This window comes from Sphingomonas sp. GM_Shp_2 (assembly GCF_026540875.1).
Taxonomy (GTDB): domain Bacteria; phylum Pseudomonadota; class Alphaproteobacteria; order Sphingomonadales; family Sphingomonadaceae; genus Sphingomonas; species Sphingomonas carotinifaciens.
On sequence record NZ_JALNUQ010000001.1, the window covers coordinates 129,479 to 143,788 of the forward strand.

Sequence of the window (14,310 nt, forward strand, 5' to 3'; positions counted from 1 at the left end):
GGCGGCCGGGTGCACGCTGGGCTTCGAAAGGATCATCATCCCGGGCCGCGATCGACAACCAGGTCGCGGCGTTACCGGCTCACGCGAAACCACCCATGCGCGAGCTTGGCAGACGCTCGGAAGCAGCAAGCCACCCCTACAAGACCACGTCGCCAGCGGCCCCGGAGAGTGTTCTGGTGCCGAAGCTTCCTGATCGCGCGCCTATCGCACTGATCGGCAAGGTTGGCAGGCGCGAAGAGGTGATCGCCGCGTGTGCAGGCGCGCGAGCGCTTGGCGTGCATCCCGGAATGGCAGCCACGCACGCGCGCGCGCTTGTCTCTGATCTCGACTTCCGACCGGCAGAGCCGGAGGCTGACCTGGCGCTCCTCGATCGTCTGGTAGTGCTCGCGGTGAGACGTTGGTCGCCCGTCGCTGCAGTGACGCCATCGGACGGGATCTGGATCGATCTGAGTGGATGCGCCCACCTGCATGGTGGTGAGGAGCAATTTGGTCGACGGCTGCTTGTCTTCTGCCAACGTGCAGGCTTTACGGCCCGGGTCGCGATCGCAGATACCGCCGGCGCTGCGCACGCGCTCGCTCGCTACGGCCGCAATGCGCTGATCTGTGTCGAGCGGGGCGCGATCGCGGCTGCGATCGCACCGTTGCCCGTGGTTGCCTTACGTCTCGCTCCCAGCGCGATCAGCGCCTGTCGCCGCTTTGGCTTCGAAACCATCGCAGACCTCCTGCCGGTGGCACGAGGCCCGCTTGCCCGCCGGCTAGGCCTGCCCGCGGTCACCAGGCTTGATCAGGCGCTGGGGGCCGTGGCGGAACCGATTACACCTCGCGCCGACATCGACGTCCCCTCGGTGGAACGTCGGCTTCTCGAGCCGATCGGGTCTGCTGACGCGATCGAACAGGTCATGGGTGACCTGCTTGACGATCTCGGCGATCTTCTCCGCGAGCAGGGCCTCGGTGCCCGCTCGCTGCGTCTGACTGCGCTGCGGGTCGACGGCACCGAACAAATTGTCGCAATCGGGACCTCGCGACCAACGCGCGAGGTGGCGCACCTGCTGCGGCTGTTGAAGCTCAGGATCGAGCGGATCGATCCTGGCATGGGCATCGAGCAATTTTTGCTGCTGGCTCCCCATACCGAGCCGCTCGATGCGGTCGGTCTCGGCGCAGTCCTCGCAGGCGATTGCGTGGTGCGTGATCCGGCACGTCTGATCGACGTCATCGCAGGACGGATCGGCCCGCGCGCCATCTTCCGCGCAGTACCGGTCGAAAGCCATGTGCCGGAACGCGCCGTCGCACGCACCAGCCCGATCGGGACGCCCGGCAATTGGCCCGCCTGGGCACGTCCGATCCGACTCTTCGCCCGGCCCGAACCGCTGAGTGGTGTAATTGCGCTGCTGCCGGACCAGCCCCCACGCCGTTTCGAGTGGCGCGGTCGCGCGTACCGGATCGTTGCCGGCGACGGGCCGGAGCGCGTGCACGGCGAGTGGTGGCGGCGAGATGCCGAGGTGTGGGCGGTACGCGACTATTATCGCGTCGAGGACGAGGAGGGCGGTCGCTACTGGGTATTTCGCCGTGGTGACGGCATCGAGCACGGTACCGGCGATCTTTCCTGGTGGATCCACGGAGTCTTTGGATGACCCTTTATGTCGAACTACAGGTGCTGACCCACTTCTCGCTGTTGCGCGGTGCGTCGTCGCCCGAGGAGCTGTTCGCGGCCGCGGCGCTGCTCGGCTATCCCGCGCTCGGGATCAGCGACATCGGCACGGTGGGCGGGGTCGTGCGCGCATGGGAGGCGCAGAAGGCGACTGGGGTCCGTTCGATCGCAGGCGCACGGGTGGATACCTCGTGCGGCCGACGCTTGCTGCTCTATCCGACCAATCGTCCCGCGTGGTCGCGGATCACGCGGCTGCTCACGGTTGGCAAAAGGCGAGCAGGGAAGGGCGGTTGCCTGCTTCACTGGCACGACCTCGCGCCGTGGTCAGAGGGCGTTATCGCCATCCTCTTGCCGCAGGAGGCTGATGCTGAGAACCTGGCGGCGCTCGCGGACTTGAGGGCACTCTATGGTCGCCGCGGCTATATGGCGCTGTTTCAGCGTCGTCGGCCAGGCGATGCGGTTCGCATCGACGCGCTCGCCCGGCAGGCGGGCGGCGTCGGCGTGCGCGCGGTCGTCACCGGCGACGTCCTTTATCATGCGCCCGAGGCTCGCCTCCTGCAGGACGTTGTCACCGCGGTCCGCGAGAAATGCACGGTGGATGAGCTCGGATATCGGCGGGAGGTGAATGCGGATCGTGCGCTCAAGTCGCCGGACGAGATGGTCCGGCGCTTCCGCGCTTACCCCGATGCTCTGCAGGCAAGCGTCGACATTGCGGGGGCGTGCAGCTTCGATCTGGGCGAACTGGCGTATCAATATCCGCACGAGCGCGTGATCGAAGGTTTGACCGCACAGGAGGCTCTCGAGCGTCTCGCCGGCGAGGCGGCGGAGCGCATGTTCGCCAGCGGTGTTCCGCAGGCTTATCACGACCAGATCGCCCATGAACTGCGATTGATCGCCGACCTGGGGTACGCGCCCTATTTCCTAACCGTCCACGCGATCGTTTGCGAGGCTCGACGGCGAGGCATTCTATGCCAGGGTCGCGGCTCCGCAGCCAATTCCTGCGTCTGTTTCGTGCTCGGTATCACGTCGATCGATCCCATCCGCCACGAGTTGCTGTTCGAGCGCTTCGTGTCGGGCGAGAGGCGCGAGCCACCCGATATCGACGTCGACTTCGAGCATGAGCGGCGCGAGGAGATCATCCAATGGATCTATGAAACCTATGGACGTGATCGTGCAGCGCTGACCGCTGTCGTGACGCGCTACCGGGCACGAGGCGCCGTGCGCGACGTCGGCAAGGCAATGGGCCTACCCGAAGACCTGACATCCTCTCTTGCTGGGCTGGTCTGGGGCTGGTCGGCCGAAGGCGTCGGCGAGAAGCAGGTCGAGGAGTTGAACCTCGGCGGCGCCGATCGACGTCTGCGTCTGACGCTCGATCTTGCCCGCAAACTTATCGGTGTACCCCGCCACATGTCGCAGCATCCGGGCGGATTTGTGCTGACCCATGACCGGCTCGACGATCTTGTCCCAATCGAGCCTGCCGCGATGGACGATCGGCAGATCATCGAATGGGACAAGGATGACATCGACGCCCTCCGATTCATGAAGGTGGACGTTTTGGGTCTGGGCATGCTCGGCTGCATGAACCGCGCCTTCAACATGCTGGAAGAGGACAAGGGCGTCCGGGTCGGCTTGGCCGACCTGCAGGACGATGACCCCGGTGTCTACGCGATGATACAGAAGGCAGACACGCTCGGGACGTTCCAGATCGAAAGTCGCGCGCAGATGAGCATGTTGCCGCGAATGAAGCCACGGCGCTTCTACGATCTCGTCATCCAGGTAGCGATTGTGCGGCCAGGACCTATCCAGGGTGACATGGTCCATCCGTATCTTCGCCGGCGTGAGGGGCTTGAGCGGCCTGAATATCCGCGGCCCGAACTGCGTGCCGTACTCGAGAAAACGCTCGGTGTGCCGCTCTTCCAAGAGCAGGCAATGAAGGTCGCGATCGTCGGCGCGGGCTTTACAGCGGCCGAAGCGGACGCGCTACGACGCGCGATGGCCACCTTCAAGTTTACCGGGGGCGTTTCGCATTTTTCGGAGAAGCTGGTCGAGGGCATGGTGACGCGGGGCTACCCGCGAGAATTCGCCGAGCGCACCTTCCGGCAGCTCGAGGGCTTTGGCTCCTACGGGTTCCCTGAAAGCCACGCCGCCAGTTTCGCGAAGATCTCGTACGCCTCCTCGTGGCTGAAGCACCATCACCCCGACGTGTTTTGCGCGAGCTTGATGAACGCACAGCCGATGGGCTTCTACGCGCCCGCCCAGATCGTGCGCGATGCTCGTGAACATGGCGTCGAGGTTCGTCCGCCCTGCGTCAACAAGAGCCGATGGAACTGCACGCTCGAACCGACCGGCGGGCGCTACCTCGCCGTGCGCCTTGGTCTGAGGGTCATCCGCGGTCTGTCCAATGCCGATGGCGCGAAGATCGTCGGGGCACGTGCGACAGCCGATTACGAGAGCGTGGAGGATGTGTGGCGTCGGTCGGGTGCGCTGCGGGCGTCGATCGAGAAGCTGGCGGACGGCGATGCCTTCCACGGCTTCGGCGCCGATCGCCGACAGGGGCTCTGGAAGGTGCGCGGGTTGGGCGAGGCGCCACTGCCATTGTTCGCGGCTGCGGACGGTGCGGTCGGCAGGTCGAGCGCAGAAGGGGTCGAACCCGATGTGGTGCTACGACCACTTACCGACGGTCGCGAGGTGATCGAGGATTATAGAAACCTGCAGCTGTCGCTCCGTGCGCACCCCCTGTCGTTCGTGCGCGACGAGCTTGGCCGCCGGGGTGTTCGACGTTGTGCCGACCTCGCCGGCATCCGGGACGGCCGCCATGTCGAAGTCGCCGGCATTATCCTTGTTCGCCAAAAGCCCGGTTCTGCGAAGGGCGTGCTGTTCATCACGATCGAGGATGAGACCGGGATCGCAAATGGGATCTTGTGGCCCGATCGCTTCGAGGCCCAGCGCCGCACCGTAATGTCGGCGTCGATGGTGGGGTTGAAGGGGCGGGTGCAGAAGGAAGGAGAGGTGATCCACATCATCTGCGACCGGATCATCGATCATGGCGATCTGCTGACGAAGGTGGGTGACATGTCGTTTCCGCATCGCACTGGGCGCGGCGACGCTGCACAGCATCCCGGATCGCCTGACCGGGGCGATATCGCGGCCGAGGGGGCGAGTTGGCGGCCAGAGCCGCGCAACAGCTACTGGCCGCCGCACGCCGAAGGCATGGATCCCGAAGATGTGGTGCGCTTCAAGTCGCACGACTTTCATTGATCGATGTCGTCTCTCCCGCGACATCAGCGCGTAGTGATCGCGCTATCGTTGCATATCCTGCGTGCAGGGGTGGCGCGCTGCGCGGACGCGCGGATCGATGGCATCGAGGTGCGTTTGGCGCTGCGGTGTCTCCTCCCGCATTGCCCGGAGCGATGGCCCCTGGAACTTTACTGGGACGCGGCCAGCCAGGAAAACGAGATCGGGCGAGCGCAAGGCGTGACCGCTGCTTTCAACGGCATCGTTCGGCAGCTTCGCAAGGCTGGGAGGCATGAGGATGTCGCTCCCTTGTAATCATGGGCGATGCCGCGGCTGACCGACCGACGTCGCGTGGCGCATAGAGGACGCGAGGCGCAAGGCCTCCAGCGCTGCTCGCCCGAGAGGTCGCCCCTTCTCTTCCCGAGGGTGATCAGAACCTCTCCGTCTCGGCTTGGCAATCGACGCTCACCAGCTAGTATGTCGGCCAAAATAAGGAACACCTGATCCACAATGGCCGGCGACGTAACCGATCTCGACAGCTTCAAGGCTTTCCTGCGCGATCGCGCCCGTGAGACATGGGAGGAGCGTCAGATCCCCTATTATCTCAGTATCGTTGCGACCGACCTGAAGCGAAAAGGGGTCAACTATCACGACTTCACCGGATCACTCCGGCTTGCGCAATGGGCAGCAAAGGAGGCGGTCCCAGCGACGAAATTCGTAAGTCATCCGACGATCAAGGCGAAGGTCGGCTTTCTACCCGAAGAGGTTGAGTTCGACTTCGACAATCCCCCGGTCCCATCCCCCTCCGCGGCGAAGCCTCGATCCGCGTCAAAGCGCGGTCAGGCCCTGATCAAATTCGTTGAATCACTTGCTGTGATTCCGGAGACGGCGATGGCGGAACTGACGATACCAGCCAAGGTGCTTGTCAGCCTGCTGAAAGACTAATGCCTTTGATCATCGCCTTCGTTACAGGCGCCTCCAAGATCATAGAAACAGTGACCGAAAAGCGAGCCGCACTTCTCCCGGCAGACATTCGCGCGAACGGCTTTGCCGAGTTGGGAGGAGAGCCGGTCGTCACTGCTTTCGACACGACCCGCGCACGCACTGTCGACGCGCTTTTGGCGTGGTTGGACTGGCAGAGTGCGTCAGGCGTGCTGCTGCTGACCGACGACAGCCTGCCGGGCTTGGTCGACCTGCTGGGCGATCATTTCAGCGTCCACCGGTTCACCCCACCCGCTTACGGTGCAAAGACGGCCAACCAGTTGACGGCGACCTTATCCAAGTGTCTGCGGTCCTACAAATATCTTGCGAACCGCTTTGCCGATGCAAAATACCAGCAGATATTCCGGCTGCCGCTACGCAATTTCGACGCGCCGGAAATCGAACGAATGCGACTGCTGTGCCGCGACATGACGCAGCGAAACTATGGTCGTGAAATTGACGCGATGCTTCGCGACATGCGCGAACGGCAGCTGCCCAAGCGAGCGTCAGAGTATGACGATCTTTACTTCGTCGATGATGCTGGAAAGCATTTCGAGCTCGGGCCAGAACATCATGCGCAAGCGGACACCGCTATGCCGCCCCACAATCTGCTATGCATCATCGCGAACCGTTTTCGCTTCGGAAAATGGTTCGATGGTACGACCCATTACAACGTGAGCCGCGCAAAGGGCGCTTCGGTGGTCGGGACCTACCCCGACTGTCATGGGGCGCTCACAGCGCATAAGAAGCGCACCCACATCAACATGTTCACGAGCGACTTCTTCTGAAATGTGCATTGGGAAGTACAGTGTAGCTTCCCGATATGCCCCTTCGAGACGCTCTCACCGAAAGCGGTCTGGGTGGATCAAGGTCAAAACCTACTATTTCGACCCATCCGTACGATCGCGCGGTGCTTTCAGGCTCAGGGCTCTCAAAGCACATGTAGGCTCGTAAGGTATGTCTCAGATAGGCAAGCGCTTATCCGGAGTCAACCATCGACGAGGTCTAGCTGGCCCCGCGCGCGGGAGATCGACAGTTAGCGACCAGATCGGTTTCGGAAGATCGTCATGCTAGACAGGGGTCTGGCACTACGTCAGATTTCAGCATGTCTACCGCGTCCCAGCCTGCCACCGACGGCTTTGATGCCGCTTTCCATTATCCTCCCGACCTGTTTGAACAGCTCGTCGACACCATCCCGCTCCTCTGTCGAAGCAAGAACGCCGTGCTCTTGTTCTTCCAGGGCGCGGGCGTCCCGGCGGAAGATCTCGACGACATTCGCGGCGAGCTCAAGGCGGACGCTTCCGCGCACAACAAATATGGTATCACTCGGACGATCCTGACGCGACTGAACGAGCGTGGCGATAACGGCCTGCGCTCCCGGCGTGAGGTCGTGAAGCGCGTAGTCGAATTCGAGGACTTCGGGACAACGTGGGACAATGATCGGATGCGCGCGAAGGGTCAGGTCGCCAGTATCCGCGAGCGCGTCAACGTGCATGATGCTTTCACGCGAATGTCGATGGAGCGGGATCGGGAGGCTGCGCGGCACCGTGAGACGCATGAGCGCCAGCAGGAAGAGGTTCGATCACGCACGGCGGCGATCGATGGCGCGCGCGACAGGCTCTTTGCCTTGTTCGGCGAGCAGAATCCCCAGCGACGGGGCAAGCTGGCGGAAGCGGCGCTCAACGATATCTTCGCCGCATTCGGCATTTCCGTCCGGGAAGCGTTTGAGCTCCGAGGCGACGATGGGGAGGGCATCGTCGAGCAGATCGACGGTGTCGTCGACATCGACGGGACCATCTATCTGGTCGAAATGAAGTGGCTTTCCCAGACCGCCGGGACCGGGATCGTCGCGCAGCATCTCGTACGGGTGATGGGCCGATCAGGTGCTCGCGGGATGATCATCGCCAACCCTGGTTTTTCCGACGCTGCGGTGAAACAGGTGCGTGACGCCATGGGCCACATGACGGTCGTCCTCGTCACACTTGAAGAGATCGTCGGGGTGCTGAGCCGCGGCGACGACCTCACCAACATGCTGCGCACCAAAATTCAGGCGGCGGTGATCGATCGAGAGCCGTTCCGGCGGATCTAGCGGCCGATCGACGCAGCGGCGGACAATGGCGTTCGGATCCAGCGTTCGAATGCTGTCGGCCCCCGGGTGCCTCCGAAGATGGTAACTTTGATACTCATGAACGCGACGCAGGTCCCTAAAAGATCAGAAGATTCTCGCTCTCCACGCATCGTTCCAATCCTTGTGCACTTTGGGAACTTGTGGTATAAGTTCACGTCCGTTGCCGAGGAGGTGGTCGCGCGCTTTCTCGAGAAGTCGGTGGGCGGCAGGTCCCTGATCTGCGTAGACGATGATCCGACGAACCTTTTCGGGAATTGCCACGAAGGCGAGCCGCTCGACGCCGCCCAACGCCCAGGTGGGGGTGCCGAACCATGCTTTTGCCGAAAGCGCGTCTTCGATTCCCTCCGCGAGCCCCAATTCGTCAGTGGCCGGCGCGAGCCGGATCGCCGCCGTCCCAATTACCCCCAATGACACCTTTGGCTTGGCGATGGGCTTGCGGAGCACGTCAACCGGATCGAGGAACGTGCGCTGAACGGCGACGACACCGAGGTCGTTCTCCACGGCAGCGATCATGGCCGGCATCACCTGTTTGTTCGCGCCCGAACCGAGGATTGTCGCTGGGTTGAACCGTAACGAGCGCGGGTAGGGGCCGACCAGCCCGCGAGCGCGGAGGTAATCCTCTGCGAGAGTGCCGGCAATGGGAACACTGGCATTCCAGAGGCGCACGGCAAGCGCACTCATATCCCGTTCCGGCTTTGCGCTCGGCATGGCGAGAGAGGCGCGATCATGGAGGCGCATTCGCTGTAGTGCTCGCATGACTTCGGGCGTGGTGCAGCCAGCGAAGCAGTGGAACAGGATCGCAGTGTCGCCGAGGCGAACGGACAGGCTCGGCGTGGCGTCATTATGAGCAGGACAACGACACTCGCCGCGTGTTCCGCGCCAGACCCCGCCGAGGGTCTCGACGATCGATTTGGCGCGAAGCTCAGCGCTCAGCGGCAGTCGCGGCATCGGACCCGTCCATGCGTGTTGATAGACCGCGAACATTCCCAAGCTCTCCGGCAAAATCTGACCGAAGGCCCATCGGCATCCTCGCCTCCGGGAACGCTTGTTCGGAATGGTGCCGGGTTGGATGTACTGGCCTGCTGCAACGCCATCGACGAATGTGGTCAGTTGTTCGGCGTGTTAGCTGTAACGGCCGGTAAAGAGGTCGCCGAGCGCACGTCGTCGGAACGCATTCCACCATCGACGGCGCCGATGCTCCGCCGCATCGTGGATCATATGGCAGCGCGGGCATAGCGCGGCGAGATTGCGCCAGCGTGGGCCGCTGTCGCTTGGATCGTGGTTGAGGTGCGCCGTCGCAAGATAGACGGGCCTGCGCGTCAAACGGATTGCGTCGAGCGCTACGAAGGGGGGCGGTCGCCGGAGAACGCGACCGCGACCGTCGCGCCACAGACGCGCATCGCGATCCCACCACGCGCCGTCCAATCCGTCGAGTTGTACCGCCCGGCGTCCATGCGGCCGCTTGCAATGCTCGCATCGACCACCGGCACGCTGAAACCGCACGATGCGACTGATCTCCGGCCAGTCGATCGGATAGAGCCAACGATGTTCGGGACGTATCGGCATATGCCGCTGATGAGTCATTCCGAGACAGAACGAAAGGAGAAATTGAGTCGAACAGTAAGGGGGCAACCATCGCGAACCGTGCCTGGTGTTGAATAATGTGCGTTAAGGATCCCAGCCTTTCCTGTGCGGCAAGACCCTCTTGCAAGCTGCCGGACGCGCCGTTCATTCCCCGTCGCCACTGCCCTTGGCCAGGACAGAGAAAGTATCGGCTATCAACTCCGTGCGGTAAGTCGTTTCCACGCTTTCGCCGTGCCATCCTTCCCGCACCTTACCCGTGACGTGAACGAGGTCTCCTTTGCCGACATTCTCCAGGTGACTGGCGATATTCGCAAAGCAAACGACACTATTCCATATGGTGTCCTGTTTCCACTCGTCCCCGTCTCTCCGGTTGTAGTTTGCCGCGATGTTCACGTAGCTCACTTTTTCGCGCTTCGTGATCTTACCAACCCGACCGATGATACGGAATTCAGCTATATTTTGCGGCATACGCTTCCTCCTTTATTGTCGGCTATGCGCCATCGTGTTTCGCTCCCGCTCGGTCTTGCCGGCATGCCGAAAATAATACCTTTCGATATTCTTCGGCGTGGCGTAGATACGATAGGCGTCAATCCAGTTCGTCCTCATCGCATGCTGGGCGTCGGCAAGGGGCAATTGGCGCTCGCAGACCAGGCGCCACAGAACATAGGCGACAACGTTCTTGTCCTCCGCGTTCGCTTGTCCGGAGCGTGGTTGAAGCCAGAGATTGCTCGATCTCAATGGCGCGCCGTCGAGGGAGATCGGAATGAGGTGATCGAGCTCATAGGCCGACAAAGGTTCACCGGGATGCTGTTCTGTCATCATTCGACGCTTGAGCGGCGCAGTGACGGCGTAAGCGGGCCGCGCCGCCCGCGAATAGCCGGGCACGCAAACGGTCCCCTCAATGTTCACCTGCGTGACGGCATCGTCCACGGCACCTGGCACTTTGGAGGGCGGCAGCCGTCCGACCGCTGAGATTGCGCCGGGCTCCTGAATCTTTCTGGCCAAACCTCCCACCGCCTCGCATAGCGGACTGGCTGGAGTCCCAAGACAGCGTAGTCCGAGACCGATTTGATGCGCACTCCCGCGGGGCGACGGATGATGCCAAGCCACGATCAGGCTCAGCATCGCGGCCCCGCACAAGAGGGCGCGGCACCTCACCGGGCGCCGTCGTGAAGGGCATCCACCAGAGCATACCGATCTCGATCACATCGGAATGGCATAGTCCGGTTTTACCACAGAACGATATTGGACGCTATCCCGGCCTCAATGTGTGGCCATTCGCTCCGTACGGAAGCCCCAAAGGCTTTTTGCGAGATCAAGTTCGTCGCGCTTTGCCTTGCCGACCATGCCCGTGAAGTAGGCGCCAGGCGTTAACCGGATCTCCGACCGAGAGTGTCGCTCCGCGGTAATCATGATCGCGATCGCTGCAGCATCTGGTCCAAGCTTCTCCAGGGCGTCGACATAAACCCCAATCCGGATACCAAGATCGTGGCGAAGTCGAGACGCTGCGCGGTGGATATCGGACCAAGCCGGCTTCTTCCCACCAACATACATCGCGGTAGTGGGAAACATTTCCAACAGGTCCGCTGGTCGCGCCTTGAACTGACTGTTCGACGGAGAAGCTGGAAGCTCGGCTGTTGGGGAAACCTGACCGGCCGGATCAGAACTACACGCTCGAACAGCATGTACATCTTTGATGGGGGAGGGGTTGGTTTGTATATGTATGAAGGGCTCATTTTTTGACCCCGACCCTTCACTTTCTTCAGGAAACATGAACTGGTCAATCGTCAGCCCGACCCGCTCCTCGACGACAGCGAGACGGCCGATCGCAGACCGGAACGCTTCGCTATCTCGTCCGGCACGGGCAATGGCGGCCGCAGATGCGACGTGATCGATCGCTTCCTGAAGTGCGAGCCAGTGAGGACCGGTGAGCCGCAGATGCGCTGCCTGCGCCAGGGCCTGGCTTACGATCCGGCGTACGCGTGCGATCTCCTGCCGGCCTTCCTTGAACAGCCGCGACTGCGCCGAATACGCCTCGGCCAGTTCGCGCAACTCCTCGAAGCGGATGCGCAAAGGAGAGAGGTCGACGCCAAACGCGGTAGAGATCGCCCCGCTGTCGTCCCGCCGTCCGGTTCGACGGCCATGACCGCTGTCGCGCGCGAGGATCAAGCCCAGCGCGCGAAGCTGGCGCAAACGAGCCTTGATCGCGCTGACTGTTTTTCCGGCGACTTCCGCAAGGGTCAGATTGCTCGGCCAGGCGACGGGCGTTCGACCGGCCTTCCAGTCATCGGCATGAGTGTAGCTGATGAGATGCTCGAGGGTTTGCAGCGCTCCAATCCCGATGCCGAGTGCTGGCGCTGCGCGCTTTACGACGGCGAACACCGCTTTGCGCTCGACTTCGGCGGGCGCATCAGCGAGCTTTGACTCCAGCTCACGCGCGATCCGGCGCGAAAAGGCGGTGATAGGCCGGGCACCTGTGCCCCCGGTGAAGGCCGATTGGGTGTATGTCATCGTTCGTCCCCTCGTTGGAGAGGCCGTCAGCAGGCAAAACAGAGGCGTGGCGCGAAGCGCGCTCCCTTGAACCGAGGTTCGAAAATCGCTACGCAGAAGATCTACGAGTGACCGGTCAGCGTTTGGCGACGCTGCCACGTTGCGATTTCTGGGTGCCCGGCCTTCGTGCCGGGCATTCGTTTATGTGCTCACGGCCACCCTTTCTGTTCGCTCCGCACGGACCCGTCGCCAATTGCGGAGAACACAAGGGGACGATGCCAGCACACCGCCTCACTCGGAAGTCGGCATGACTCGTGCTTTCGCGGACCGAAGCGGCAAAAATTTCGTGCTTTGACGGACCTGCGTCCGCGTAGTTCGTGCTTTGACGGACGCGGACTCGTGCTTTCACGGACGCCGCAAATGATGTTCGACAGCGAATTTTCGTGCTTTGCCGGACCAAAGCGAATCGGAGCCTACCTCGATTCGCGGTGCGACTATTCAGGTGTTAGCTTAGTGCTCTTCGGGATGAGCGTGACAAGAGTCGGCGCTGCAACCCGACGCTTTGGCCCGGCTGCGGCAGGAATATCTGGCTCATTCAGCATAATGCTGTAGCCCGGAATCGCATCGGCCTCCGCAATGCCTCGCAGCGCGTGACGAAAATGCTTAAGCGAGTTCTGATAACCCAACTGCAGACGTAGATCGTCGAGTCCAACTTGGACCGGCCCATCGATACATGTCGAGCGAGCGACTTCGTACAGCCGTCGCTCGACTGGCCCGAGCTGGAAATAGTCTGGTGAGTATTCTAGGACGCGACGGTCCTTCAAAATCGCGCGGTAAAGCCAGTCACAAAGCCGGACCTGAACCCCCTTCATACGAGGCTCGCCAACACGGGTTTTGGTGTATTTGATCGTGGCCTCGGAAAGCCAAGAGAAGAAGCCTGTCTGTCCTTCTCCTCCAGCTTCGATGTTTGTCTTAATCTGGGTACCTTGTAATCGCTCCAACGCGTCTGCCAGCCGAGTATAAGACCTTGCGGAACCGTTAACCCCAGTTACACGAAAAAGATCGTGCGCGGTAAAGTAAAAGTCTTGGGCAACACGCTCTCCAGCATCCATCTTTGAAACAAGCAAGCTTGCTATATAAAGAAGAATTTCCTTATCGTAGATCGTGGCGACACCCCTCGGTCCGGGACCTATTTCAATAGAGACGGTATCGGTTTTATATATTAGCGGCTTCTTCCACCCGCTCTTGGCTAGTGCGAAGAAGGGATACGCCATTAGCGAATGTTCGCCGCGAACTTCCGTCAGCAGTGGGCTATCAAGAACGAACAGATCGCCTTGGCTTGGGGTGGGGCCAGTCATCGCCTCCCCCCCTCGGTCCGCAAAAGCACGAAGCGGCGCATTGAACGGTCCTCGAAAGCACGAAGGGAAGGTGCTTCCACGAGGGCAACCAGCGAACTGAAGCGAGTTTTGGAGCGATATTCGTGCTTTTGCGGACCGACCTCACGCGGGGCGCCGAGCGCGGGGCGTTCGATAAGGGACGTGCAGATAGAGCTCGGGTTCATGGCCCGATGCTTATCAGGTCAGGAGTCCATATCCCAGTCCATGATAATGCTGCTGACGCTTGGCGCTGTCCATCCAGCGCGTCCGGCACCGGACGATCCGCTCGGTCTACAAATGCGGGCGTTGGATCTCCGCGACAAAGGCAAGTTCGCCATCTACCTCAGCGTTTCCTGAACGGTCGTGCGCGAGGCGCTCGCGCACCTAGCATCTAACGGCATCACCGAAGCGCGGCGCGGCGCATGCAGCTTCGTCGTGCAACTGCCAACGGCACTAGGGGCGTACGAGGTTTGTTTCGCGCGGGAGCCCAAGGCGGCGCGCCTTGCTGCAAGTCGCAGGTCGCATGACGACGTGCTGTCGATTGATCGCGTGCGTCCGGCATTGCGGTCGAAGGGCCGTGCCAATGTCGGGGACAGGTCGCTGCATCGATTGCTCTGAACGCCGCCGGATATCGGTCATTCGTCGCTACGTTCTATACCCGATAATCGATCTCGAAGCGGTGATGGAAGCCGGGATCAATATTTTGCGGGCACGACCACTGGAGGCGATCGCCACTACGATCGATGAGTTTGGACAATTCGTCAATGCATTTTGCCTGAGGGTTGGGATCGGGCAGCTGACCATGCGATGGCATCTGCGGCAAGGCCAACCGCGCTTACGCCGTACCAATATGTCATTGTGTTATAACC

Annotated in this window: 13 protein-coding genes; 8 read left to right on the forward strand and 5 right to left on the reverse strand. The window is 61.7% G+C overall.

Annotated features, from left to right (window positions below; genetic code table 11):
• Nucleotides 1–95 precede the first annotated feature (95 nt).
• The 5 genes from OXR08_RS00575 (at nucleotide 96) to OXR08_RS00595 (ending at nucleotide 7,952) form a co-directional block, all read left to right on the forward strand.
• Nucleotides 96–1,631, forward strand: coding sequence for a DNA polymerase Y family protein (locus tag OXR08_RS00575; protein WP_267347121.1), 1,536 nt, complete (start codon nucleotides 96–98; stop codon nucleotides 1,629–1,631).
• Nucleotides 1,628–4,906, forward strand: coding sequence for an error-prone DNA polymerase (locus tag OXR08_RS00580; protein WP_267347122.1), 3,279 nt, complete (start codon nucleotides 1,628–1,630; stop codon nucleotides 4,904–4,906). Before OXR08_RS00575 ends, OXR08_RS00580 begins: the two co-directional genes overlap by 4 nt.
• 486 nt (nucleotides 4,907–5,392) lie before the next feature.
• Nucleotides 5,393–5,827, forward strand: coding sequence for a hypothetical protein (locus OXR08_RS00585; RefSeq protein WP_267347123.1), 435 nt, complete (start codon nucleotides 5,393–5,395; stop codon nucleotides 5,825–5,827).
• Between the two features lie 5 nt (nucleotides 5,828–5,832).
• A complete protein-coding gene (locus OXR08_RS00590; protein ID WP_267347124.1) occupies nucleotides 5,833–6,651 on the forward strand; it encodes a hypothetical protein in 819 nt (272 codons plus the stop codon).
• Between the two features lie 317 nt (nucleotides 6,652–6,968).
• On the forward strand, nucleotides 6,969–7,952 hold the full coding sequence (locus tag OXR08_RS00595) for a restriction endonuclease (RefSeq protein ID WP_267347125.1): 984 nt from the start codon (nucleotides 6,969–6,971) through the stop codon (nucleotides 7,950–7,952).
• Nucleotides 7,953–8,075: 123 nt separating this feature from the next.
• On the opposite strand, the gene OXR08_RS00600 is transcribed toward OXR08_RS00595, so the two are convergent.
• Nucleotides 8,076–8,975 (reverse strand): toprim domain-containing protein, encoded by a 900-nt coding sequence (locus tag OXR08_RS00600; protein ID WP_267347127.1) that lies wholly within the window; start codon nucleotides 8,973–8,975, stop codon nucleotides 8,076–8,078.
• A gap of 81 nt (nucleotides 8,976–9,056) precedes the next feature.
• On the opposite strand from OXR08_RS00600, the gene OXR08_RS00605 reads away from it, so the two are divergent.
• The gene (locus OXR08_RS00605; RefSeq protein ID WP_267347129.1) at nucleotides 9,057–9,227 is read left to right on the forward strand and encodes a hypothetical protein; all 171 of its coding nucleotides are present in this window, start codon (nucleotides 9,057–9,059) and stop codon (nucleotides 9,225–9,227) included.
• Between the two features lie 492 nt (nucleotides 9,228–9,719).
• Here OXR08_RS00605 and OXR08_RS00610 read toward each other — a convergent pair whose 3' ends face one another.
• From OXR08_RS00610 to OXR08_RS00625, 4 genes are all read right to left on the reverse strand, one after another.
• Nucleotides 9,720–10,043 carry a single-stranded DNA-binding protein gene (locus OXR08_RS00610; RefSeq protein ID WP_267347131.1) on the reverse strand — a complete coding sequence of 108 codons (324 nt, stop codon included), beginning with the start codon at nucleotides 10,041–10,043 and terminating at the stop codon, nucleotides 9,720–9,722.
• 12 nt (nucleotides 10,044–10,055) lie between these two features.
• On the reverse strand, nucleotides 10,056–10,505 hold the full coding sequence (locus OXR08_RS00615; RefSeq protein WP_267347133.1) for a hypothetical protein: 450 nt from the start codon (nucleotides 10,503–10,505) through the stop codon (nucleotides 10,056–10,058).
• Nucleotides 10,506–10,838: 333 nt separating this feature from the next.
• Nucleotides 10,839–12,086 (reverse strand): plasmid replication protein RepC, encoded by a 1,248-nt coding sequence (repC, locus tag OXR08_RS00620; protein WP_267347135.1) that lies wholly within the window; start codon nucleotides 12,084–12,086, stop codon nucleotides 10,839–10,841.
• 473 nt (nucleotides 12,087–12,559) lie between these two features.
• On the reverse strand, nucleotides 12,560–13,423 hold the full coding sequence (locus OXR08_RS00625; protein WP_267347137.1) for a replication initiator protein A: 864 nt from the start codon (nucleotides 13,421–13,423) through the stop codon (nucleotides 12,560–12,562).
• A gap of 249 nt (nucleotides 13,424–13,672) precedes the next feature.
• Here OXR08_RS00625 and OXR08_RS00630 point away from each other — a divergent pair, with 249 nt between their 5' ends.
• Nucleotides 13,673–13,798, forward strand: a complete 126-nt coding sequence (locus OXR08_RS00630; protein ID WP_267347138.1) for a hypothetical protein — start codon at nucleotides 13,673–13,675, stop codon at nucleotides 13,796–13,798.
• A gap of 6 nt (nucleotides 13,799–13,804) precedes the next feature.
• Nucleotides 13,805–14,059, forward strand: a complete 255-nt coding sequence (locus OXR08_RS00635; protein WP_267347139.1) for a hypothetical protein — start codon at nucleotides 13,805–13,807, stop codon at nucleotides 14,057–14,059.
• Nucleotides 14,060–14,310 lie beyond the last annotated feature (251 nt).